Origin of the sequence: Shewanella septentrionalis (assembly GCF_025370265.1) — a bacterium.
Classification (GTDB): Bacteria; Pseudomonadota; Gammaproteobacteria; order Enterobacterales; family Shewanellaceae; genus Shewanella; species Shewanella hafniensis.
This window is the reverse complement of the sequence record NZ_JAMTCC010000001.1, coordinates 19868-42467: the sequence shown is the minus strand read 5'-3', so window position 1 is coordinate 42467 and position 22600 is coordinate 19868. Positions and strand designations below refer to the sequence as shown.

Sequence of the window (22600 nt, the reverse complement as noted above, 5' to 3'; positions counted from 1 at the left end):
TGGTTAAAAGACAGTGGTTAAAGCGAGTGCTTAAGATTGATGCGGTGAGATTTGGTAAATTTTTGATTTCGCTTCATCGGTCACAAGATAAATCAACCCATCAGGCCCTTGCACGATTGAGCGTAATCTTTGTCCCAATTCATTTTTTAGCAACCGCTCTTCTTTAATAATCTTGTCGCCATCAAGCACTAAACGTACTAGCGTTTTTTCCTTTAGGCTGGCGAGTAAAATATTATTTTGCCACTGCGGAAATTTATCGCCCGTGTAAAACATAAAGCCCGCCGTGGCAATTGAGGGAACCCATTTGTAGACGGGTTGCTCCATTCCAGCCTTGTGGGTGCCTTCGCCGATTTTGCCGCCGCCGTAATTCTCACCATAGGTAATCACAGGCCAGCCATAGTTTTTGCCTGCCTCATCAATGTTGAGCTCATCGCCGCCCTGCGGTCCATGCTCACCCGTCCACAATACTTTGCTGGTGGGATTAATGGCCGCGCCTTGCATATTGCGATGACCGATAGACCAGATCTCGGGCAAAGCGCCCGCCGTATTAACGAAGGGGTTATCTTGAGGCACAGAACCATCGGCATTAATCCGCACCACTTTGCCTAAATGATTATCTAATGTTTGGGCGCTATCTTTTTCGCTGTAGCGGTCGCCAAGCGTAATAAACAGCGTGCCGTCAGGCGCCCACACTAAACGAGATCCAAAATGGTGGCCGCTGTTGATTTTAGGTTGCTGACTAAAAACGCGGCTGAGATTTTGAAGCTTGTTGCCATTGAGAGTAGCAAAACTCACCGCAGTGCTATTGAGTTCACTTGCATCACCTTCAGCGGGCTCTGAATAACTGAAATAGATTTTTTTGCTGCTGGCAAAATCTGGTGCAAGCACCACATCGAGTAAACCACCTTGACCTTTGGCATATAGTGGTGGCAAACCCGTTAAGGGGGCGCCCACTTTACCTGCGGCGCTGACAATGCGCATTCTGCCGGCGCGTTCAGTCACGAGCATGCTGCCGTCGGGTAAAAATGTCATGCCCCAGACATTTTCTAACCCTTGGACTATGGTTTTTACCTGAATGTTACCCGTTTCCGTTTTGACGCTAATGGTTGCAGCACTAGCGGTTTGCGCGTAGATAGCGGGCGAGCTTGCAACAAGACACAGGGCAAGACTTAAGGTGCTCAGCTTCAAGGTCTTTAGCTTCAAGCTGCATAGTTTCTTCAAGCTGCATAGTTTAAAGGTGATCCGTTTCATCGCTATCCTTAGTCACAGTGCTTTCCTAAATGATGGCTCAGAGTAACAAGCCAGTAACCTAAGGGCAATTTCTCGATTTGACCTTGTATCTAAACTCACTGTCTTGTTCCCTTGAGTCCAAGAACTGCGCGTTGGCGAATGCATTCAAAGGCTAACGTATTAAAACCTTGTTTCACGCATAAACAGCTCAGCGCATGAAAAACCCTAAGGCCATTGCCAACCCAACTATCACAATAAAGCCGCGCAGCAAGGGCTGTGAAATACGATAGGCCAGCGCCGCGCCGACATAGCCGCCGATAATCGCCATCACAGCAAGCAGCAACAGATATTGCCCATCGATAACATTGCCCGCGGCATAAACCACAACGGCGATGGCGGTGAGCAGGGCTGAAATCAGATTTTTAAGTCCGTTCATCCCATGTAGATTGGTTTGCCCCATCAGCCCAAAACTTGCGAGTAGTATGATGCCTAAGCCACCATTAAAATAACCGCCATAGATACACACAGCCGACAGCATTATCAGTGCCGTTATCGGACTTAACATTGGCGTAGAGGTGTTTTCGCCTTGCTCAGCGATTCTTCGTTTGAGCAACCAAGGGCCAACAATAAAGGCCGCGGTGGCCAGTAAAATCAGCCAAGGGATCAGTTTTGCGAAGACTTGCTCGCTGGTGGTCAGCAAAATACCCGCGCCAATACTGCCGCCGATAAGGGCAATCAAGATCAGATGCTTAAGACTAAGACTCGCCGGATATTCGATATCTTTTCTAAAACGCCAAGCACTGGCGATATAACCGGGTAACAGCGCGGCTGTCCCCGTTGCATTCGCCGCAATCGGTGGAACCCCGACAAACACTAACGCCAAAAGGGTAATAAAACTGCCACCGCCGGCAACCGCATTGAGCATTCCGCCTAAAAAGCCAGCGAGTGCAATAATAAACCAGTCCATAGATACCGCTCCTTTGGACAATGAGAGAGTTAAACAGAGAGTTTATTTGAGTACTAAGAATGAGTCTGTTCTCGTGAGTCAATCTAAGTACGTCACCCTAACAGGATGATTTCGATATTGAAAGTCGAGCAATGATTCGTTACATAATCGAAAGTCGCTTAATGGATAGTCACATACAGCCATTCGTAAATGTGAACACACAGAATGAGTGAACAGGCTTTTACTTGCTTAGTGCTAGGGGACTTGATCCCAAACACCAGACATAAAAATAACCGCAGCGATGGCTTCACTTTGCTCTGTAAAAACATCTTCTCCCCAGCAGTTTTGCCCACGTTCTTGGTAATAAACTTCAAAGGTACTGAGCATAGGTGTTCGAATACAGTACCAACCATCGAAGGTATTCTTGGCAAAATGCACCCAATGCTGCGCATCGGCAGTTTGGATTTGCTGTACGAGTATTTCATTTTGCGACAGTAAAGCCGCAAGTTCACTCTGGGTGGTGATCTGGTGCTCGGCTTTTATTGCCCCGAGAAGATTTTTCAGTCTAATCACGCAGTCCCTTGCTTCTGGCTGCGAACCTAAACCACTTGCTAGCGAATTGCAGCTGCTATTGATGATTGGATCAGCGTCTCATAAATATCAGCTTGGCCTGCAGGAATAAGCTGCCTGTGAATTTCGCGGCGTTTTGCACTGTCGAATAAGCGCTCCGCAACCCAGCCGGTTAAATAGAGTGAGGACAGGCAGCCACCCGCAGTGGCTATATTGCCATTGATAACCAGAGCGCAGTCTTCTACATCCACACCCATGGCCACTAATGCGGGTTTGGCATCGGGATGCGTCGTTGCCGAGATATTGTCGAGTAAGCCTAATTTGGCAAAGAAGAATGAACCCGCGCAGATACTGCCAAGCAATTGCCGTGTGGGATCTAATTTAAGGGCGGACATAAACTCAGTATCTTCGAGTGCGGCTGGCACGCCTTTGTAGCCACTGCTAAATAACACCACGTCTGCATCAGCGACTTCGGCCACATGACCATCGGTTGCAACCGTCATCCCTAAACTCGATCTGTGGCTAGGCTTTGTCCCGAGTACTTTTACTGTCCAATCGGTTTTTGTACGGCCGAGGATGTCACGCATTAGGAAAAAATCGATATCGGTAAATTCATCAAATATCACAATCGCAATCTGGTACATAAGCTTTCCTCTGGCTTGTATTGTGGATGACTTAAGGCTTGAATACGCTCAGCCTTAAGCCTTGGGTCCTCAATATGAATAGAATCATGATTTATTGGTTATCCATTTTTTATGAAAATTTGGTTAATCAAAATCTTAACCAGCACTAAACGATGGCAGTCGCTTGGCGAAAATAGCATGGGCATCAAAATCTTGGCTTTGCATTCTGGTTAATGTGTTGGTTAACACCTCATCGGCAGCATCTTCAATCCGCTGTATCCCTAACGTTGCAACATAATCACTAAATGATGTGGAGACTTGTTCAAACAAAGCTGTGATATCGCCAAAGGCTGGATGACTGAATTGTGGGTTAGGCAAACCCCTAAGGGATCGCAGTTTCAGCAGCATTAACGCTGTCAATGGTAAATATGTGTGCGGCCCACCATTGAACTCAAAAAAGCACTTTTTATCCCCAATAACTGCTTGTTCTACCTGATTATCACACAGGGTTTGCAGCATAGTGCTGATGAATTCGATATCCTGAGTGTCCCAGTTATCTAAAAATGGCGCATAGGGGAAAGGAGCCGTTTTTCGCAGTGTCACTTGCACTTCCGTGGCAAAAGGCGGCTCAATAACGCCCAAATAGCACCCATACAGCAGCACCAAAAAATCGCCTATAAAACTGTGGGAGCGAATTATCCAGCCTGAGCGCCAAGCCATTGCGTTGGCATAATACAGCTCGTCCGCCTCGCGTTTAAGCCCAGCTAACAGCATCAGCACAAGCCGAAACACGCTGATTGTAGACCACATAGCGTTTGCTATCCCGCCAGTTTTTTCTAGCGATGAGCAATATTTATAGTAATCAATGGCGGTTGCAAAATAACCGTAAGCAAGCGAGCACATAAGCGGCTTAGGCTCAAGCAAGCCCGATTCAATATAGGTAAGTTGGGCTACATAGCCCCAATGACACTCGGGTACACCAAACTCAGCTCCAAATAATTCCCACTGGCGAAAATCCTTATCAAACTCACGATATTGTTTCACTCTCTCGAAACCATCTGTCATCCCACTGTCGATATAATCGGTCAGTAAATACTGGTCATATTCAAAGACGTTTTTGGCATAATCGCGCATATGTTTACGACTGCGACTGCGCTTATTGAGAAACTTGGCTAACATCTTGAGCATCCTTATTATTTAGGCTGCGGCAAGTTTACCGCAACGGCGCCAAATATGACTATCTGTAGCATTTTTGAAGCAAGCATTAAGCGACTCCGTTGTAGCGATGGTGAACACACATTCGCCAGCAAAGAACCTTACTAACATATGGTGTTATCAGTTTAATGCGCGACATTGTTCATTATTGAATATGCTGGGATGGGTGAGTAAACCGCACTTTTGCGTTGGCGACCATCGGAAAAAGGGACTTTTTCGTTGAGCCCCCAAGGATGGGTTTACGGCGTGTCGCCAGAGCATTAGTGCTGTTTATGGCGATAAGCTTTCAAAAAGTACCTAGACTGCAAAAGCTCACAGAAAACAAGGTTTGTAGTGAACAAGCTGGTGGTGAATTTTACTCATGGTTCTCCGCTTCGTGGGGACAACAAAAGCAACGAGGCCCAGAATCATTTTCTGGGCCTTGTTGGTATCGTAAAACGTCGGTTAACGCTCAAAACTCTTTAGGCTAAAGCTTCAAACTAACTTGAGTTTCAACCTTAGCCGCTATACGTTACTTGCGCATTTTAGAGAACGCTTAAAACACCATTTCTGGTACATGCTCTGGCACGATTAATTTGCCGGCGGTTTTGCTGACGATTTCTTCTACGCTGACGCCTGGCGCGCGCTCTAACAAATGAAATGCGCCATCTTTGATTTCGATAAAGGCTAAATCTGTGACGACGCGTTTAATGCAGCCGTAACCAGTCAGCGGCAATTCGCATACGGGTAGCAGCTTAGAATTACCGTATTTATCGGCGTGCATCATAGTCACGATAATGTTTTCAGCGCCGGCGACTAAATCCATCGCGCCGCCCATGCCTTTGATGAGTTTGCCGGGGATCATCCATGAGGCGATAGAGCCGTTCACATCGACTTCAAAGGCGCCGAGCACGGTTAAGTCCACATGGCCGCCACGGATCATGGCAAAGCTTTCCGCCGATGAAAAAAACGAGGCGCCTTTGACTGCGGTAACGGTTTGTTTACCCGCGTTGATTAAATCCGGATCTATGGTGTCTTCGGTGGGGAATTCGCCCATGCCGAGTAGGCCGTTTTCCGATTGCAGCATGACTTCCATGCCGCTGGGAATATAGTTAGCGACCAGTGTTGGAATGCCGATGCCGAGGTTGACGTAGTAGCCATCTTTTAATTCTTTGGCGACGCGCTGAGCCAGTTGTTCTCTTGATAATGCCATGATATCTATCCTTTCTATTTGGCTTTGACGCTTTGGCCTTTACTCTTAGGTTTTTACCCTTAGTTTTTACTTTCGGGAGCTAAGTGCCAATTGCGTTAACTGTGTTTCAAGGTTTTGCCAGCGCCTTTTATTTCGCGGCTTTTACCGTGCGCTGCTCGATACGTTTCTCGAACTTGCCTTGAATAACGCGGTCAACATAGATGCCCGGCGTGTGGATATGATCTGGGTCTAGCTCGCCCGGCTCAACAATAAACTCGGCCTCAACCACAGTGATTTTGCCCGCGGTCGCCATCATAGGGTTAAAGTTGGCGGCGGTTTTACGGAACACCAAATTACCCATGGTATCGGCTTTCCATGCGCGCACTAAGGCAAAATCTGCGGTCAGCGACTCTTCTAACACGTAATGGCGCCCTTTGATTTCGCGGGTTTCTTTACCATCAGCGACTGGCGTGCCGTAGCCTGTAGCGGTGAAAAATGCCGGAATACCTGCGCCGCCTGCGCGGATCTTTTCCGCCAGCGTGCCTTGGGGCGTTAAAATCACGTTCAGTTCACCAGAGAGCATTTGCTGTTCAAAGGTGGCATTTTCGCCCACGTAAGAGGCGATCATAGTGGCGATTTGGCGATGTTTTAACAGTAAACCAAGGCCAAAGTCGTCAACCCCAGCGTTGTTTGAAATGGCGGTTAAACCGTTAACGCCCATCTTAACCATTTGATTAATTAAGCCTTCGGGAATGCCGCACAGGCCAAAGCCGCCGACCATAATGGTCATGTCGTTTGATAAGCCGTTTAACGCTTCTTCATAGCTGCTGACGACTTTATTGAGTCCTGCCATTGTGATGTCCTTTTATGCTTTATAAAACGCGCGGGAAATAACGCGCGTTTTTAATAACGGTTGTTGGTGTCGTTAATTATTGTTGTTCTATTTTGCTAACAGGGCAGTGGCCACTTTTGAACCATTGTTGCGATTCAGCTGTGTGTTGATCGCTTGCCCTGCTAACGCGAGTTTTTGTAAATCGATACCTGTTTCGAATCCCATGCCGTGCAGCATATACACTAAGTCTTCGGTGGCAAGATTGCCCGACGCGCCTTTGGCATAGGGGCAGCCGCCAAGACCTGCGACCGAGGAGTCAAACACCCGTACACCTAAGTTTAAGCAGGCCAAAATATTAGCGAGTGCTTGGCCATAGGTGTCGTGAAAGTGTAGCGCCAGTTTGTCCATAGGCACACGTTCTGCCACGGTTTGCAGCATTCTACGGGCTTTTTGCGGCGTGCCGATACCGATAGTGTCGCCAAGGGATATTTCGTAACAGCCCATTTTGTAAAGGATTTCAGACACGCGGGCCACTTCGCTGACCGCTATCTCACCTTCGTAGGGGCAGCCGAGCACACAAGATACATAGCCGCGCACCGGAATATTGTGCGCTTTTGCTAATTCCATCAATGGGATAAAGCGTTCAATCGACTCTTCAATCGAGCAGTTGATATTGCGCTGACTAAAGCTTTGTGAGGCGGCGCCAAATATTGCCACCTCACTCGCTTTTGCATCCAGCGCCAGTTCAAAGCCTTTGACGTTGGGCGTGAGCGCGCTATACACCACGCCGCTTTGGCGCTGTATTTGCTTGAGCACATCGGCAGAATCGGCCATTTGTGGCACCCATTTGGGTGACACAAAACTGCCGGCTTCGATGCGCTTAAGCCCTGCATCTGCCAGCGATTCAATCAAGGCGATTTTAGCTGCCGTTGGCACAGCAACTTCGTTTTGCAGGCCGTCGCGCGCGCCCATCTCGAAGATGCTGACCCTGTCTTTGGCGTCCGCTGCTTGGCTTAGATTGACTAAAGACATCTTAGGCTTCCTTGATCGCGGTTGGCTCGTCGTCAGATACGAGCGGCGCTTCACTTAGCGGCTCAACGTTGAGCAAGGTTGCGCCATCGGTCACTAGCTCGCCTGCCTTAAAGTAGAATTCACTGACTATGCCATCAAAGGGTGCTTCGATTGTGTATTCCATCTTCATGGCTTCCATCACTAGCAAACCTTGGCCCGCTTTAACTTGTGCGCCGACATCGACTAAATGGGTCACTACCGTGCCGTTCATGGGCGCTTTTAACTTGTCAGCATTGCTAGCTTGTTCTTCGATCACTAGCGTTTGCACTGCTTTAAAGTGGTAACTGCCAGAGGATAAAAATAGCGTAAAGTCATCACCTTGTGCGCTAACCGGCACTTTACTCTTATGGCCGTTGATTTCGGCGAGCAGTAAGTCTTGTTTCAGTTCGCCATTGAGCAACCAATCTTGGCCGTGCAGTGGCAACTGATACATGCCGCCTAAATCGAGCATCACCAACTGCTGTAATTCATGGGCGTCATCAAGCAGTGCAATATTGTGTTGGCTACAACTGTTGAGTCTAAAGCCGCTCACTTGACCCCAAGGTGAGTAAGGATCGGCGCTGTTGATCGCTTGCGCTTTGGCGGCTTCTTTACGGGCAAGTACTTGATACAGCGCGGCAAAGGCGAGTGCAGTGTCGGCTTCACTTGAAGCTGTACCAATTAAGGTGTCGCCATAACGGCCAATAAAGTCAGTGCTAAAGTCAGCATTGGCAAACGCTGGGTGCTCGGCAATGTTCGCCAAAAACTCAATGTTGTGCTTAAGGCCGCTGATTTGATACGACTCTAGGGCATGCACTAAACGCTGCAGGGCGCGCGGGCGCGATTCATCCCACACAATAAGCTTGGCAATCATAGGATCGTAGAAGTTACTGATCACATCGTTTTCGCGAATACCCGAATCGATACGGACAAACTTACTTTGCTCAGGTTCACGCAAAAAGTTGAGCTTACCGCTGGCGGGTAAAAACTCATTTTGCGGATCTTCGGCGTAAATACGCACTTCAAAGGAATGGCCGTGAATACGCACTTCATCTTGCTTAAGGGGCAGTGGCTGACCGCTGGCGACCAGCAATTGCCATTTGACTAAATCTTGGCCTGTGACCATTTCGGTGACAGGGTGCTCAACCTGCAGACGGGTGTTCATCTCCATGAAATAGAAGCTATTGTCTGTGTCTAACAGAAACTCTACCGTCCCCGCACCAACATAATCGATGGCTTTGGCAGCGGCGACGGCCGCATCACCCATTTGGGCGCGCAGGGCATCGCTTAAGCCCGGTGCCGGCGCCTCTTCGACCACTTTTTGGTGGCGACGTTGAATCGAGCAATCGCGATCCGATAAGTAAATCGCGTTGCCAAAAGTGTCGGCAAACACTTGTACTTCGACGTGGCGTGGCTGGCGTAAATAACGCTCCATCAATAACTTATCGTTACCAAAAGAAGAGGCCGCTTCACGGCGCGCCGAGTTAACGGCTTCCATGATTTCGCCTTCATTCTCGACGATACGCATGCCTTTACCGCCGCCGCCATACGCCGCTTTAATCAGCATAGGGAAGCCGATTTTCAGTGCCTCCGCTTTTAAGGTCGCATCGGTTTGGTCATCGCCGTGGTAACCGGGCACTAAGGGCACGTTTGCCGCCGTCATAATAGATTTAGCGGCGCTTTTGCTGCCCATGGCATCGATAGCATCGCTACCTGGGCCAACAAAGACGATGCCTGCGGCTTCACATTTACGGGCAAAGTCGGCGTTTTCAGATAAGAAACCATAACCAGGGTGAATGGCTTGGGCGCCCGCTTTTTTGGCGATATCGATAATCAAATCGCCCTTTAAATAGGAGTCTGCCGGCGCACTGCCACCTAGATAGAAAGATTCGTCGGCCATTGCGACATGGCGCGCTTCTTTATCGGCATCGGAATATAGGGCAACGGTGCGAACGCCCATGGCATGGGCGGTTTTGATGATGCGACAGGCGATTTCACCGCGGTTAGCAATCAATAGCTTGGTAAACATTTGCTTGGTTAACATCAAAGGGCTCCTTGGGTATCACTTGGCTTTTGCATTGGCGTAGGAGAGGGGGCGGAGTGCGTTTGTTGCCAGTTCGGCTGACGTTTCTCAAAAAAGGCATTTAAGCCTTCTTGGCCCTCGGTTGATACCCGAATGCGGGCGATACGCTCGCTAGTGTAATCAATGGTGTTTTGGTCTATCACGCCATCTTCAAGGCGTGATAATAAGGTTTTTACCCATGCCATGCCCTGTGGGCTATTGGCAAGGAGCGCCTCAATCATCGGCTTAGCGGCGGCGTCTAAGTCATCGCTTACCTCATGGATGACATTAAGTTTTAGTGCAGTATCGGCATTAAAACGCTCGGCGGTCAGCATGTAGCGGCGCGATGCGCGGTTACCCATAGCGCGGGCAACGTAAGGGCTGATTACCGCAGGAATTAATCCGAGTTTCACTTCGCTCAAACAAAAACTGGCGCGCGTTGTGGCGATAGCGATATCGCTGGCGCAAATCAGCCCCAGTGCACCGCCAAAGGCTGCGCCTTGCACTAATGCAATAGTAGGCTTAGGAAAAGTATCTAAATCTTGCATCAGTTTCGCTAAGGCTTTGGCATCATTTAGATTTTGTTCAAAGTCCATTTTGGCTTGCTTGCGCATCCAATTGAGATCGGCGCCGGCGCTGAAGTTTTTGCCGTTCGCTTTGAGTACCAGCACTTGGCAATCCTTATGCTCAGCAAAATAGCTAAGGACGCTAATCATCTCGCTAATCATCACTTCATCGAAGGCGTTGTGTACTTCCGCTCGGTCAAGAATAAGCTCGGCAACGCCGTTATTCAGCCTGTAGCTCACGTGCTGCAAGTTGCTTAATTCCTGTGGCGTTATTGGTAAATTTGTCATAACTGTTTCCCTATCTTATTGATTTGCTGTGTATACGTATGGTTTACATACGGAACACACCAAAGCGGGTGTCTTCGATAGGGGCATTTAATGCCGCCGATAGGGCAAGGCCGACCACATCACGAGTTTGCGCCGGGTCAATAATGCCGTCATCCCATAAACGGGCACTGGCATGATATGGATGACCTTCTTTATCGTACTGGGCGACAATCGGCGCCTTAAAGGCTTTCTCATCCTCTAATGACCAATCTTCGCCTTTACGGGCTAAACCGTCGCGGCGCACTGTGGCGAGAACGCCAGCCGCTTGCTCGCCGCCCATCACAGAGATACGGGCGTTAGGCCACATCCACATCATGGTCGGTTCGAACGCGCGGCCACACATGCCGTAGTTACCCGCGCCGTAGCTGCCGCCGATAATCACAGTAAATTTAGGCACATTGGCACAAGAAACCGCGGTCACCATTTTAGCGCCGTGTTTGGCTATGCCTTCGTGTTCGTACTTTTTACCCACCATAAAGCCGGTGATATTTTGCAGGAACAGCAGCGGAATTTTGCGCTGGCAGCATAGTTCAATAAAGTGTGCGCCTTTTTGCGCCGACTCTGAGAACAAAATGCCGTTGTTGGCGACAATGCCGACAGGATAGCCGTGAATACGGGCAAAACCACACACTAAGGTCGCGCCATAGTTGGCTTTAAACTCATCAAAATCAGAATCATCGACGATACGGGCGATCACTTCTTTGACATCAAAGGGCTTTTTCAAATCAGTGCCGACAATGCCATACAGTTCGCTAATGTCGAACTTCGGCGGTTTGACTGGGCCATTATTTGATGGGCTTAGGAGTGATTTGATTTCTTTTTGATGATTCAGGCGTGATACCGCGCGGCGGGCAAGCTCTAGCGCGTGCTCATCGTTTTGTGCTAAATGGTCCGCTACGCCGGAAATTTTAGTGTGCACTTCGGCGCCGCCCAGTTCTTCGGCGCTAACTTCTTCGCCAGTGGCCGCTTTCACTAATGGCGGGCCCGCTAAGAAGATAGTGCCTTGATCTTTTACGATAATGGATTCATCCGCCATGGCGGGCACATAGGCACCCCCTGCGGTACATAAACCCATCACCACTGCAATTTGTGGGATGCCTTTGGCGGACATTTGCGCTTGGTTGTAAAAGATGCGGCCGAAATGGTCGCGGTCGGGGAACACTTCATCTTGGCGGGGCAGGTTAGCGCCGCCCGAGTCGACTAAATAAATACAAGGCAAGTGACAACGGCTGGCAATATCTTGGGCACGAAGGTGTTTTTTGACGGTAATCGGGTAGTAAGTGCCACCTTTCACTGTGGCATCGTTGGCGATGATCATGCATTCCACGCCACTCACACGGCCGATACCGGCAATAATGCCTGCGGCGGGCACTTCTTCGTCGTAGACTTCAAACGCGGCAAATTGCGACAGTTCTAAAAAGGGCGAGCCCGCATCGAGCAGCTTTTCAACCCGTTGACGTGGTAGTAATTTACCACGGGATAAATGGCGCTCCAGCGCCACAGGGCCGCCGCCGAGTTCGATTTTATTGAGTTTAGTTTTAAGATCGGCCACTAGGGCGGCCATATCGTCGGATTTTGCTTTAAATTCATCGCTACGGGCGTTGATACGACTGCTTATTTGCGTCACTTTGATTGTCCTTATAAAGCGGAAACTCGGTATCACCTTGCTCGAATGGGTGGCGCAAACTGTAAATTACAGTGAGGGGCTACCCATTCACTTGTGAGAGATTATTTGAACGCGCGTTATTTCGACTCATTGAACAGTTCGCGGCCAATCAGCATGCGGCGAATTTCTGAGGTGCCGGCGCCGATTTCATACAGCTTAGCATCACGCAGTAAGCGGCCGGTGGCGTATTCGTTAACATAACCATTGCCGCCGAGCAGTTGGATTGCATCCAGTGCCATTTTGGTTGCGAGTTCTGCGCTATACAGAATGGCGCCCGCGGCATCTTTACGGGTGGTTTCACCGCGATCGCAGGATTTTGCTACGGCATACACGTAGGATTTGGCGGCATTCATGCCGGTGTACATGTCGGCTAATTTGCCCTGTACCAGTTGGAATTCACCAATCGATTTACCAAATTGCTCACGCTCGTGGATGTAAGGTACAACGATATCCATGCAGGCGTTCATGATCCCCAGCGGGCCACCAGATAGCACGACGCGCTCGTAATCTAGGCCGCTCATTAGCACTTTTACGCCGTTGTTGAGGCCGCCTAAAATGTTTTCTTCTGGCACTTCCACATCTTCAAACACTAATTCGCAGGTGTTAGAGCCGCGCATGCCGAGTTTGTCGAGTTTTTGTGCTTGGCTAAAACCTTTCGAATCACGCTCAACGATAAAGGCGGTAATACCGTGTGCGCCTTTGGTTAAGTCGGTTTTAGCGTAAATCACATAGGTGTGCGCATCGGGACCGTTGGTGATCCACATCTTGTTACCGTTTAAGATGAAACGGTCGCCTTCTTTACGGGCGTGTAACTTCATCGAAACTACGTCAGAACCTGCGTTTGGCTCACTCATGGCGAGTGCGCCAATATGTTCACCGCTCACCAGTTTTGGCAGATACTTGGCTTTTTGCGCAGCATTACCGTTACGGTTGATTTGATTCACACACAGGTTTGAGTGGGCGCCGTAGCTTAGGCCGATAGAGGCCGATGCGCGGGAGATTTCTTCCATTGCCACGACGTGGGCAAGGTAGCCCATGTTCGCGCCGCCGAATTCTTCAGCGACCGTCACACCGAGCAGTCCCATACTCCCCAGTACAGGCCAAAGTTCATTGGGAAAGGCGTTGTCGTGATCCACTTTCGCGGCAATTGGAGCGATTTCATTCGCGGCAAAATCCTGCACTGCATCGCGCAGCATATCGACGTCTTCGCCTAGACCAAAATTCAGACTTGTGTAGAGAGAGTTCATTGCTTGTGTCCTTTCAGATGTTCTAATTTCAGATGGTTAAACTCTGATGTTTAAATTTATAGTTTTTATGATTTTTAGGTGCTTGAGTCTTTTAAATCTTGTATTTAATCCTAGTGCTAACATCCTGCGTCTTGAGATGCGCGAGCCAATCATATTGACTTGATCTTGTTGTCACTGGGATTTAGGCTTTTGCCGTTTTGTTATCTTCTAAGGCTAAGCGGCATTGCTGCTCGGCGGAATTGAGTTCCATCAACACCACTTTAATGTCGTCCATTTGCTGCTGTAGGGCGGATTTCTTTTCTTCCACTAGCGCCAGCATGGTATTGAGCTGTGCGGTGCTGCTCTTGTCGGCATCGTATAATTCGAACAGGCGACGGGTTTCTGCTAAAGAAAAGCCCAAGCGTTTACCGCGAAGAATGAGCTTGAGGCGCACCCTGTCTTTGAGGCTATAAATACGGGTTTGGCCGCGGCGTTTAGGCTTAAGCAAACCTTGGTCTTCGTAAAAACGAATACTACGCGTAGTGATATCAAATTCTTTTGAGAGATCACTGATCGAGTAAGTCGTTTGTGGTGTGTTCGTTGCGCTCATTCATGCACCCTAAATAATCAGTTTTAAGCAAGATATATGAAGTTTACGTAAAGGTAAAGATTTTGGCTTTTATTCTGTTGCCATAAAAGTGTCAATCCCAATTGCCATCAGCCTGTGCGGCCAGATTAAAACGGGTGCTTTAAATTAATGTTCTCACATAAAACCACAAATCTTTTCTGGTTATAGGCTAACGTCTAATAGTGGGCTGGATGCCCCCCTGTTAATAATGGTTGTTGGAAGGGGTAGTTATTGCGGCTGACGATTTTAGCCGCGTCCTGATTGGAGGACATATGTTGACCGAACAGCAAAATGCATCTGTAGCGCAAGCCGCAAATCAAAAACAGAACCAACAAAAACATCAAGCGTTGCACCAAGCATCCTTGCTTAATAAAGCCGAATTCTGGGGAGAAGCGGCGAAGACGCTCGATTGGATTAAACCTGCGCGCACTGTGCTCGATGAGTCGCAGGCACCGTTTTATCACTGGTTCGCCGATGGTGAGATGAACACTTGTTATAACGCCGTTGATCGCCATGTGTTGGCCGGACGCGGTGATCAAGTGGCGATCCAATATGTGAGCCCAGTGACAGACACTGAATACGGCATTAGCTACGCGGAGTTACAGGCTCAAGTAAGCCGACTCGCGGGTTTTATGCAATCGATTGGGATAGAGAAGGGCGACCGTGTGGTGATTTATATGCCTATGGTGCCGGAAACCGCCTTCGCTATGCTGGCCTGTGCTCGCATAGGTGCGATTCATTCTGTGGTTTTTGGTGGCTTTGCCGCCAATGAACTCGCGACTCGGATTAACGATGCCAAGCCTAAATTGGTACTGTCGGCATCCTGCGGAATCGAGCCCTCGGGCGTCATTCCTTATAAGCCTTTACTAGACAAAGCATTGAAACATGCTGTTCATCAGGTTGAGCATTGCCTGATTTTAAATCGTAGCCAGTATCAAGCCGATTTGCAGGAGGGCCGTGACTTAGATTGGCAAGCCGCGTTAGCGACTGCACCTAAGGCTGATTGTGTTTCTCTTAAGGCCATAGATCCCTTGTATGTGCTTTATACCTCTGGCACCACGGGTCAGCCTAAAGGTGTGGTGCGCGATAATGGCGGCCATGCCGTGGCTCTGGCTTGGTCGATGCAACATATTTACGATATTCAAGCGGGCGATGTGTTTTGGGCCGCGTCTGATGTGGGCTGGGTTGTGGGTCACTCTTATATTGTGTATGGACCGCTGCTGGTGGGCGCTACAACCTTAATGTATGAAGGCAAACCTGTCGGTACGCCCGATCCCGGCGCTTTTTGGCGCACGATTGCCAAATATAAAGTCAAAAGTTTTTTCACCGCGCCGACGGCCATTCGCGCAATCAAGCGTGAAGATCCTGATGGTGAGTATCTACAAGGTGTTGATTTAGCTTGTCTTAAAAATGTGTTTTTGGCAGGTGAACGTTGCGATCCCGACACTTTAGTTTGGGCACACACTAAACTCGCTAAACCTGTTATCGATCACTGGTGGCAAACCGAAACGGGTTGGCCAGTCGCGGCAAATTTGATGGGCACAGCGCCCGTCGCCATTAAGCCGGGTTCACCCGCTTTACCTGTGCCTGGTTATGCGGTTGAAGTGGTGGATGAATTGGGTGAACAAGTTGCGCCCAATACCTCGGGGAATGTGGTGATCAAGCTGCCTTTGCCGCCGGGAACCTTGACAACACTGTGGCAAAATGATCAACGCTATCAAGACAGTTACCTGTCTATGTATCCAGGTTATTACTTAACTGGCGATGCGGGTTATACCGATCAAGACGGTTATCTCTACATTATGAGTCGTATCGATGACATCATAAATGTGGCGGGGCACAGGTTATCGACGGGACGTTTTGAAGAAGTCTTGTGTCAACATCCTGATGTAGCCGAAGCGGCGGTGATTGGTGTGGATGATCAACTTAAAGGTCAGGTGCCTTTAGGATTAGTGGTGTTAAAAAAGGGCGTGACGATCAGTGATGAAGAACTGCATAAACAGCTTATTACTCTGGTGCGTCAAGAGATTGGTCCCGTAGCCTCCTTTAGGTTAGTTAGTGCGATTCAAAAATTACCTAAAACGCGCTCGGGTAAGATTTTACGCGGTACTATGCGAAAAATTGCCGATAATCAGCAGTATACCGCACCAGCGACCATAGAAGATCCACAGACCTTAGAGCTAGTGCGCACCGCGCTCACTCGCATGGGGTATGCCGATGCCTTAATCTAAGCTTGCGTTTAGTGAATGGGGATTTCATGTAGGAAATTCCCATTCTAAAAATCGCTTGCTGTTGCGAATTGAAACAAATATCCCCGCTCAATTTGAGCAATAGTCCATTATGATTTGCTATTCTTGCCGCGTATTTATTGAATGTTTTTGCTACTCAATTGCATTATTTTGAGTTGTTTATATGCGGGAATTGAACATTAGCAATTGTTTAATTCATTCAACTAAACCACCACTAGAAGCAATGTGTATCTATGGAGATTTTAGATACACTTCACTGACGACTTTGTATTCTCACCGGCTTAGGGACGACCCTAAACATGCCTTAATTTGGTAGGGGACGACCCCTAATTAGGAGTTCACTATGAGTTGGTTCTTATTAGTCCTTGCGGGTTTATTCGAAATTGGTTGGGCCATAGGGCTTAAATATACCGAAGGTTTTACACGTTTGTGGCCAAGTATCTTTACAGTGGCGTCGATGGCCGTGAGTGTGTTGCTACTAGGACTCGCGGTTAAGCAACTGCCTATCGGTACGGCTTACGGCGTGTGGGTCGGCATTGGCGCTATGGGCACCGCTATCGCGGGAATTATCCTGTTAGGAGAAGGAGTTAGCTTACTTAAGATTGCCAGTTTGATACTGATATTACTGGGCGTTTTAGGGCTTAAACTCGCAAACTAAGTTGTCGATAAACGTGCCAATACAAGTATCACTTGGGCTAAGTCCTAACTAACCCGTTTCGCAATACGGGATTGGCAATCTCACTGTAATCGAGATTGCCAATCGTATGCATCGCCTTTTCTCTCTGGTAATTAAGTTACAAAGATCGGTATAATTACCCCTCAAAATTGGTTAGCTCTAACCTCTGTGACCCGTGGGAATTATATAATGCAAAACCACAGCAATCTTAATGATATCGGCGTAATTGGCCTTGGCGTTATGGGTAAAAACCTAGCGCTAAACATCGCGGATAACCAATATCACGTCAGCGCATTTGACCTCGATCCTGTTAAAGTTAATGGTGTTATACAGCAAGAAAAACAGGAACGCGCTGGACTCGAACCTCGCATTCTTGGCTGTGCTAATCTTACCGAAATGTTAGCCAGTCTCACAAAACCCCGCATTCTTGTGCTTTCTGTTCCCGCGGGCGCACCCGTCGATGGTGTCTGTAGTGCTTTGATTTCTGCCGGAATTGAGTCCGATGATATCGTTATCGATACCGGTAACAGCCTATGGACTGACACTGTTGAGCGTGAAGCGCGCTACAAAGGTCAGTTTGTATTTTTCAGCTCTGCGGTTTCGGGCGGTGAAGTCGGTGCGCGTTTCGGTCCATCACTTATGCCAAGCGGCGATATCGATGCATGGCATCACGTGGCACCTATTTGGAAAGCTATTGCCGCTAAGGTTGATTCAAGTACAGGTTTACCCATAGAGCGCTTCGAACCGGGTAATCCAGTGACAGAAGGCGAGCCATGCACGACTTATATTGGTCCTGCGGGTTCTGGCCATTACGTGAAGATGGTGCATAACGGTATTGAATACGCAGATATGCAGTTGATTTGCGAAGCCTATCAAATGCTGCATGACGGTTTAGGCATGAGCGCTGCAGAAGTGGGCGATGTGTTTAAACGCTGGAACAAAGGTAGCTTAAACAGCTATTTGATGGGGATCAGTGCCGAAGTCTTAAAACAGGCCGATCCATTAACGGGTAAACCGTTGGTGGAAATGATCTTAGATAAAGCGGGCCAAAAAGGCACGGGTTTGTGGACGGCCGTAAGCAGTTTACAAATTGGTTGTCCGGCACCGACGATTGCTGAAGCTGTATATGCTCGCGCCGTAAGTACCCAAAAATCCTTACGTTTACAACTTAGCCAGAAATTGGCTGGGCCAAATGCACCTGCTATCGATGAGGCGCAAAAAGCGCAGTTGATTGAAGCCCTTGAAAGTGCGTTATATTGCGCGAAAGTGTGTTGTTACGCGCAAGGCTTCCAGTTGATGGCAATGACGGCCCATGAGCAAAAATGGCAGTTAAACTTTGCTGAAATTGCAAAAATTTGGCGTGCGGGTTGTATTATTCGCGCGACGTTCTTGCAATCAATCACTCAATCCTATGAAGACAATGCCGAGCTTAGCAATCTGTTGATGGCGGACAGTTTTGCGTCAGCTTTATCTGAAAAGCAAGGCCTATGGCGCATTGCGGTAGCGACTGCGGTAATGCAAGGCATTCCAGCGCCTTGTATTAGCTCAGCACTGGCATATTACGACAGTTATCGCTGCGAAACATTACCAGCGAACTTGCTCCAAGGTCAGCGTGACTTTTTCGGCGCTCACACCTTCGAGCGAATCGATACGCCAGCTGGCGAGAAATATCACTTAGATTGGAGCGCTAAAGAGCGCACCTTAGCTAAGGTTTAATCTAAGGTTCTGCCCGCTATCAAAATGAAAAACGCCCCTTGATAAGGGGCGTTTTTGTTTATGGTCGATGATTATATAACGGCCTATAACTTTTTGACTTCAATTCATTTTAAGTCACTAAGCTAAATCTTAAGCTTGAATTCCTAAGTATTCAGCTCAGATGAAAAGGCTATCAGCTTTTGCCAGAGTGCTTGGGCGACTGGGCCTAAAGGCGAGTGAGGTTTTCGCATCACATAGTAATCGAGTTGAATATTGTTTTGTCTTTCGCGTAGATCCAATGCAATCAATGCACCTTTTTTGAGTGAATCTTCAATCATATAGTGCGGCAGTTTCCCCCAGCCCATGCCACTTTGAATAAGCATTTTCTTGGTATAAAAATCATTAACATACCAACGCCGTTGCCCCGCTTGTACCCCAAACTCAATATTCGCAGTACCTGAGCCCGTATCTTGGATCACGATTTGATATTCGTTAACGAGCTCTCGTGCGTAGTTCAGTGTCGGATGGCGCTCAAGCATGCGCGGCGCGGCGACATCGAGCAGGCTACCGGAAAATAGATAGGCTAATTCTAAATGGCTCGAACGTATGGGCTCAATTCCGCCTGCGGAGATGATGATTTCGGCTTTATCTTGATTCAGCGCTTCGAGCGCACCAGTTAAAAATTCTTGTTTGAGAATGATTTGAGTATAGGGGAACTCATTTTGAGTCAGTTCTAAAATCGGTAGAATTCGAGCGAGATTGAAAGAAGCTTCAAAAGCTAAGGTGATACTCGCTTCGTTGCCTTTGGCTAAATGTTTCGCCACTTGCTTCATTTCCTGCGCTTCATTCAGCACCCGCTGGGTATGTTGCAGCAGTTTTCGGCCTTGCTCTGTGATGGCGAGTCGATATCCTTCACGGTTAAATAAGATGAGATCGAGTTGAGATTCTAACTGTTTGATACTTTGACTAATGGCGGGTTGGGTTTTATGTAGCTTGTCACTGGCGGCTTTGAGTGAGCCCGCCTCAGCCACGGTTTTAAACATCAGCAGTTGGTCTAAGGTCACTGGGATTGCTCGCAAGTCATAAATTATTAGTTTATGAGATATTAGATTTTATTCCATATTTATTTATCTTTTATCGGCTCATAATCTACTCCATTCTCGCTCGTGGTCTGCGCATTTATGCCCAAGACTGATGGCAATATTAAGATCAATGGGGTGTGTGCGATGCGATTTTCAAACTTATGTGTTGCTAAGGGCTCAAGTATCAATGGCTTAGTTGCTGAGGCCGATACGCAGAAGCTATTCCTTTGTGCCAATACACTCAATCGCGCCGCCGCAACCGTTACACTGGCGATGAGTATAGTGTTTTTTATCTCGGGATTTGCCAAGTTATTTGGCGTGCCTATGTTCCATGTTCCGTTTACTTTGATGAATCTTCCCACCGGATTTGGTTATTTTATTGGTTTGATGGAAGTGATTGGCGCCCTTGGATTGTGTCTACGTGACTACCGAGTGCTATCGGCGAGCGGTTTGCTGGCGATTATGATGGGGGCGATTTATTTCCACTTTAACTATGAAGCGGCGATTAATGCACTGCCTGCATTGAGTTTATCGGCTGGACTCTTTCTGGTTATTAAATTGGATGAAATTATTGAGCGTTTAGTGCAATTTCAGCGGCAGTTAGCGCTGAGTCGCTCCGCATTTTAAGTGATAAAAATTGAGTCTGAAGTCAGTCGTGCCGATTTAAGTTAATTAACAAGAGAAAACCATGATGCAAGTTAAAGCGAGTCGTATGCCTGTGCTATTTGTGCCCCACGGTGGTGGCCCAATGCCTTTGCTAAATGATGCCAATCATAATGAGTTACGTGCTTTTTTAACCTCAGTGACTGCGCCCATTCCAACCCCTAAGGCGATTGTGCTGATAACCGCCCATTGGGAAGAATCTATAGTGACCTTGTCGAGTAGCCCTAAGCCCGGAATTTTATACGATTATTATGGTTTTCCACCCGAAGCGTATCAGCTGACGTATCCTGCACCGGGTGAGCCAGAATTAGCCGCACAGATTGCGAATATGCTCGTGGATAAGGGGATCGCCGCTCGCTTAGATAGCGAACGCGCATTTGACCACGGCACCTTTGTACCACTTAAGTTGATGTATCCCGAGGCGAATATTCCCGTAGTACAAATGTCGTTAGTCCGCAGTCTCGATCCTGAGACCCATATAGCGATTGGCGAAGCTTTAGCGCCGCTGCGGGACCAAGGGGTGTTGATTGTGGGCTCAGGGATGTCGTTTCACAATATGCGGGCGTTTTTCTCAAGCGACCCCATGGTACAAAGCCGCAGCGCAGAGTTTGACTATTGGCTGACGCAAACATTAACCGCAAGTGATAGTTCTGCTGAGGTAAAAACAGCATTAACTCATTGGCAATCAGCCCCAGAAGCGCGGTTTAGCCATCCGCGGGAAGAACATTTATTGCCTCTGCATGTGTGTTTTGGTGCTGGTCACAGTGATTCATCCCAAGCTTTGTGTAATTTTAACGGCATTTTATTAAATACACTGATCTCAGGCTATATCTGGCAGTAGGCTGGTAATAGTCTGATGTTGGATTGCCGTGGCTGAACATGGCAGTAAACCTAAGGCTAAGCATATTCAGCCAATAAAAAAGGTTCGTATCTATTGAGGATACGAACCTTTTTCGTATTTAGGATTAAGCTGCGGCTGCTTGTAGCGACCAATTGATTAGCCTAGCGGTGTGACTCTTATGCGGTAAACACTAAACCCACGCTAAACAAGGTACTGAAAATCATGGTTAACTTAGCCGTGCGGCCGAGTAACGGATTTAATGCTTCACCGGACACCGCATAGAAATCGCTGCTGAGTTTACGGGCGATAAGCAGTGATAAGCCCGCAAGTAATACTGGTAACCCAGGTAAAATCCCCATTAGAAAGCCTGCAATCACTAAGCCGAAAGGCAGATAAATCAGCGCTTGATATAACACTTTTGATTGTGCTTCGCCGATACGTACTGCCAGTGTGTGCTTTCCCGCTTGGGTGTCGGTGCGAATATCGCGGGTGTTATTGACCAGCATGATCGCCGCATTGAACAGCCCAATGGCGCAGCCTAATAACCAAGCATTGATTGTTGTATCGCCCGCCTGCAGATAATAACTCCCCACGACGGCGACTAATCCGAAAAAGATAAAGGCCGCGACTTCGCCCAGCCCATGGGACGCGAGGGGATAGGGGCCACCACTGTAACCGAGTGCACCTAAAATGGCTGCCGCGGCGAGAATCGCGATAGGCCAGCCTCCGTGCCAAATTAAATAGGAACCCACAGCAAGTGCCATTAATAGGCAAAATATCATGGCATTGCGGACGCTCGTTGGTGGAATTAAACCACTTTGCGTCACGCGAACGGGTCCTAAGCGTTCGGCCGTGTCTATGCCGTTTTTAAAGTCAAAATAGTCGTTAGCGAGATTGACGGCAATTTGTAATAGCACAGCGCACAGCATAGAAGTGGCAGCAATTAACCAGCTGTAACTCTCAAGATGCAGGGCGAGAATATTGCCTATCAATAGGGGACCTATGGCCGCGGGTAGCGTACGGGGTCTTATAGCTAAAATCCAAGGATTCATGGCGTCCAGTCGTTATTGGTAAATGGGAATGGTATCGAGCAAGGGCTCAATTAGCGCATAGCATAACAAGATTTAACACGAAAGTGAGCACTATCTAATAAACGCATTTAACAGAGTTTGAATTGGCGCACATATGTTCACTGATGTAGACGGAGATTTGTCGTCAAGCTCAAAGAAAATCAAAAAAGTCTGTGTTTCTATAGCTGATGTTGTTGGAGACGCTGCGCCGC

Annotated in this window: 21 protein-coding genes; 6 read left to right on the top strand and 15 right to left on the bottom strand. The window is 48.1% G+C overall.

Translation table 11 applies throughout. The features are described from left to right. Positions 1 to 30 precede the first annotated feature (30 nt). From NE536_RS00210 to NE536_RS00190, 5 genes are all read right to left on the bottom strand, one after another. Entirely contained in the window at positions 31 to 1251 is a 1221-nt protein-coding gene (locus NE536_RS00210) for a PQQ-dependent sugar dehydrogenase (protein ID WP_261271412.1), read from the bottom strand. Between the two features lie 187 nt (positions 1252 to 1438). Then, positions 1439 to 2197, bottom strand: coding sequence for a sulfite exporter TauE/SafE family protein (locus tag NE536_RS00205; protein ID WP_261271411.1), 759 nt, complete (start codon positions 2195 to 2197; stop codon positions 1439 to 1441). A gap of 234 nt (positions 2198 to 2431) precedes the next feature. Next, a complete protein-coding gene (locus NE536_RS00200) occupies positions 2432 to 2749 on the bottom strand; it encodes a cytoplasmic protein (protein ID WP_261271410.1) in 318 nt (105 codons plus the stop codon). Positions 2750 to 2787: 38 nt separating this feature from the next. Further along, positions 2788 to 3390 (bottom strand): DJ-1/PfpI family protein, encoded by a 603-nt coding sequence (locus NE536_RS00195; protein WP_259574164.1) that lies wholly within the window; start codon positions 3388 to 3390, stop codon positions 2788 to 2790. A 135-nt stretch (positions 3391 to 3525) separates the two neighbouring features. After that, positions 3526 to 4548 carry a hypothetical protein gene (locus NE536_RS00190; RefSeq protein WP_261271409.1) on the bottom strand — a complete coding sequence of 341 codons (1023 nt, stop codon included), beginning with the start codon at positions 4546 to 4548 and terminating at the stop codon, positions 3526 to 3528. A gap of 269 nt (positions 4549 to 4817) precedes the next feature. On the opposite strand from NE536_RS00190, the gene NE536_RS00185 reads away from it, so the two are divergent. Continuing rightward, complete coding sequence (locus NE536_RS00185; RefSeq protein WP_261271408.1) at positions 4818 to 5054, top strand: hypothetical protein; 237 nt, start codon at positions 4818 to 4820, stop codon at positions 5052 to 5054. A 65-nt stretch (positions 5055 to 5119) separates the two neighbouring features. On the opposite strand, the gene NE536_RS00180 is transcribed toward NE536_RS00185, so the two are convergent. The 8 genes from NE536_RS00180 to NE536_RS00145 form a co-directional block, all read right to left on the bottom strand. Beyond that, on the bottom strand, positions 5120 to 5776 hold the full coding sequence (locus NE536_RS00180; protein ID WP_006082325.1) for a 3-oxoacid CoA-transferase subunit B: 657 nt from the start codon (positions 5774 to 5776) through the stop codon (positions 5120 to 5122). Positions 5777 to 5903: 127 nt separating this feature from the next. Beyond that, complete coding sequence (locus NE536_RS00175; RefSeq protein ID WP_063884906.1) at positions 5904 to 6608, bottom strand: CoA transferase subunit A; 705 nt, start codon at positions 6606 to 6608, stop codon at positions 5904 to 5906. Positions 6609 to 6695: 87 nt separating this feature from the next. Next, complete coding sequence (locus tag NE536_RS00170) at positions 6696 to 7619, bottom strand: hydroxymethylglutaryl-CoA lyase (protein ID WP_261271407.1); 924 nt, start codon at positions 7617 to 7619, stop codon at positions 6696 to 6698. A 1-nt stretch (position 7620) separates the two neighbouring features. Continuing rightward, positions 7621 to 9681: an acetyl/propionyl/methylcrotonyl-CoA carboxylase subunit alpha gene (locus NE536_RS00165; RefSeq protein ID WP_261271406.1), complete on the bottom strand. Its 2061-nt coding sequence runs from the start codon at positions 9679 to 9681 to the stop codon at positions 7621 to 7623. Beyond that, a complete protein-coding gene (locus NE536_RS00160; protein WP_261271405.1) occupies positions 9681 to 10553 on the bottom strand; it encodes an enoyl-CoA hydratase-related protein in 873 nt (290 codons plus the stop codon). Before NE536_RS00160 ends, NE536_RS00165 begins: the two co-directional genes overlap by 1 nt. A 43-nt stretch (positions 10554 to 10596) precedes the next feature. Then, positions 10597 to 12219: a carboxyl transferase domain-containing protein gene (locus NE536_RS00155; RefSeq protein ID WP_259545202.1), complete on the bottom strand. Its 1623-nt coding sequence runs from the start codon at positions 12217 to 12219 to the stop codon at positions 10597 to 10599. 116 nt (positions 12220 to 12335) lie between these two features. Then, a complete protein-coding gene (locus NE536_RS00150) occupies positions 12336 to 13505 on the bottom strand; it encodes an isovaleryl-CoA dehydrogenase (RefSeq protein WP_261271404.1) in 1170 nt (389 codons plus the stop codon). Positions 13506 to 13686: 181 nt separating this feature from the next. Beyond that, positions 13687 to 14094, bottom strand: a complete 408-nt coding sequence (locus NE536_RS00145; protein ID WP_006085528.1) for a MerR family transcriptional regulator — start codon at positions 14092 to 14094, stop codon at positions 13687 to 13689. Between the two features lie 290 nt (positions 14095 to 14384). Here NE536_RS00145 and NE536_RS00140 point away from each other — a divergent pair, with 290 nt between their 5' ends. From NE536_RS00140 to gndA, 3 genes are all read left to right on the top strand, one after another. Continuing rightward, on the top strand, positions 14385 to 16343 hold the full coding sequence (locus NE536_RS00140) for a propionyl-CoA synthetase (RefSeq protein ID WP_261271403.1): 1959 nt from the start codon (positions 14385 to 14387) through the stop codon (positions 16341 to 16343). A 361-nt stretch (positions 16344 to 16704) separates the two neighbouring features. Further along, positions 16705 to 17019, top strand: a complete 315-nt coding sequence (sugE, locus tag NE536_RS00135; RefSeq protein ID WP_011847232.1) for a quaternary ammonium compound efflux SMR transporter SugE — start codon at positions 16705 to 16707, stop codon at positions 17017 to 17019. 207 nt (positions 17020 to 17226) lie between these two features. Next, a complete protein-coding gene (gndA, locus tag NE536_RS00130; protein WP_261271402.1) occupies positions 17227 to 18753 on the top strand; it encodes an NADP-dependent phosphogluconate dehydrogenase in 1527 nt (508 codons plus the stop codon). 143 nt (positions 18754 to 18896) lie between these two features. Here gndA and NE536_RS00125 read toward each other — a convergent pair whose 3' ends face one another. Then, the gene (locus tag NE536_RS00125; protein ID WP_261271401.1) at positions 18897 to 19796 is read right to left on the bottom strand and encodes a LysR family transcriptional regulator; all 900 of its coding nucleotides are present in this window, start codon (positions 19794 to 19796) and stop codon (positions 18897 to 18899) included. A 162-nt stretch (positions 19797 to 19958) separates the two neighbouring features. Between NE536_RS00125 and NE536_RS00120 the strand changes: the two genes are divergently transcribed. Both NE536_RS00120 and NE536_RS00115 read left to right on the top strand, forming a co-directional pair. Then, positions 19959 to 20441, top strand: coding sequence for a DoxX family protein (locus NE536_RS00120; RefSeq protein ID WP_261271400.1), 483 nt, complete (start codon positions 19959 to 19961; stop codon positions 20439 to 20441). Between the two features lie 61 nt (positions 20442 to 20502). Continuing rightward, complete coding sequence (locus NE536_RS00115) at positions 20503 to 21318, top strand: DODA-type extradiol aromatic ring-opening family dioxygenase (protein ID WP_261271399.1); 816 nt, start codon at positions 20503 to 20505, stop codon at positions 21316 to 21318. A gap of 176 nt (positions 21319 to 21494) precedes the next feature. Here NE536_RS00115 and NE536_RS00110 read toward each other — a convergent pair whose 3' ends face one another. Continuing rightward, complete coding sequence (locus NE536_RS00110; protein ID WP_220777983.1) at positions 21495 to 22370, bottom strand: 1,4-dihydroxy-2-naphthoate polyprenyltransferase; 876 nt, start codon at positions 22368 to 22370, stop codon at positions 21495 to 21497. Positions 22371 to 22600 lie beyond the last annotated feature (230 nt).

Excerpts from the sequence above, each read along its gene's own strand:
- NE536_RS00145 (WP_006085528.1), bottom strand. The coding sequence starts at position 14,094 with ATGAGCGCAACGAACACACCACAAACGACTTACTCGATCAGTGATCTC.
- NE536_RS00190 (WP_261271409.1), bottom strand. The coding sequence starts at position 4,548 with ATGTTAGCCAAGTTTCTCAATAAGCGCAGTCGCAGTCGTAAACATATG.
- NE536_RS00205 (WP_261271411.1), bottom strand. The coding sequence starts at position 2,197 with ATGGACTGGTTTATTATTGCACTCGCTGGCTTTTTAGGCGGAATGCTC.
- NE536_RS00165 (WP_261271406.1), bottom strand. The coding sequence starts at position 9,681 with ATGTTAACCAAGCAAATGTTTACCAAGCTATTGATTGCTAACCGCGGT.
- NE536_RS00210 (WP_261271412.1), bottom strand. The coding sequence starts at position 1,251 with ATGAAACGGATCACCTTTAAACTATGCAGCTTGAAGAAACTATGCAGC.
- NE536_RS00115 (WP_261271399.1), top strand. The coding sequence starts at position 20,503 with ATGATGCAAGTTAAAGCGAGTCGTATGCCTGTGCTATTTGTGCCCCAC.
- NE536_RS00110 (WP_220777983.1), bottom strand. The coding sequence starts at position 22,370 with ATGAATCCTTGGATTTTAGCTATAAGACCCCGTACGCTACCCGCGGCC.
- NE536_RS00160 (WP_261271405.1), bottom strand. The coding sequence starts at position 10,553 with ATGACAAATTTACCAATAACGCCACAGGAATTAAGCAACTTGCAGCAC.
- sugE (WP_011847232.1), top strand. The coding sequence starts at position 16,705 with ATGAGTTGGTTCTTATTAGTCCTTGCGGGTTTATTCGAAATTGGTTGG.
- NE536_RS00140 (WP_261271403.1), top strand. The coding sequence starts at position 14,385 with ATGTTGACCGAACAGCAAAATGCATCTGTAGCGCAAGCCGCAAATCAA.
- NE536_RS00180 (WP_006082325.1), bottom strand. The coding sequence starts at position 5,776 with ATGGCATTATCAAGAGAACAACTGGCTCAGCGCGTCGCCAAAGAATTA.
- NE536_RS00120 (WP_261271400.1), top strand. The coding sequence starts at position 19,959 with ATGCGATTTTCAAACTTATGTGTTGCTAAGGGCTCAAGTATCAATGGC.
- NE536_RS00150 (WP_261271404.1), bottom strand. The coding sequence starts at position 13,505 with ATGAACTCTCTCTACACAAGTCTGAATTTTGGTCTAGGCGAAGACGTC.
- NE536_RS00175 (WP_063884906.1), bottom strand. The coding sequence starts at position 6,608 with ATGGCAGGACTCAATAAAGTCGTCAGCAGCTATGAAGAAGCGTTAAAC.
- NE536_RS00170 (WP_261271407.1), bottom strand. The coding sequence starts at position 7,619 with ATGTCTTTAGTCAATCTAAGCCAAGCAGCGGACGCCAAAGACAGGGTC.
- NE536_RS00185 (WP_261271408.1), top strand. The coding sequence starts at position 4,818 with ATGGGTTTACGGCGTGTCGCCAGAGCATTAGTGCTGTTTATGGCGATA.
- NE536_RS00195 (WP_259574164.1), bottom strand. The coding sequence starts at position 3,390 with ATGTACCAGATTGCGATTGTGATATTTGATGAATTTACCGATATCGAT.
- gndA (WP_261271402.1), top strand. The coding sequence starts at position 17,227 with ATGCAAAACCACAGCAATCTTAATGATATCGGCGTAATTGGCCTTGGC.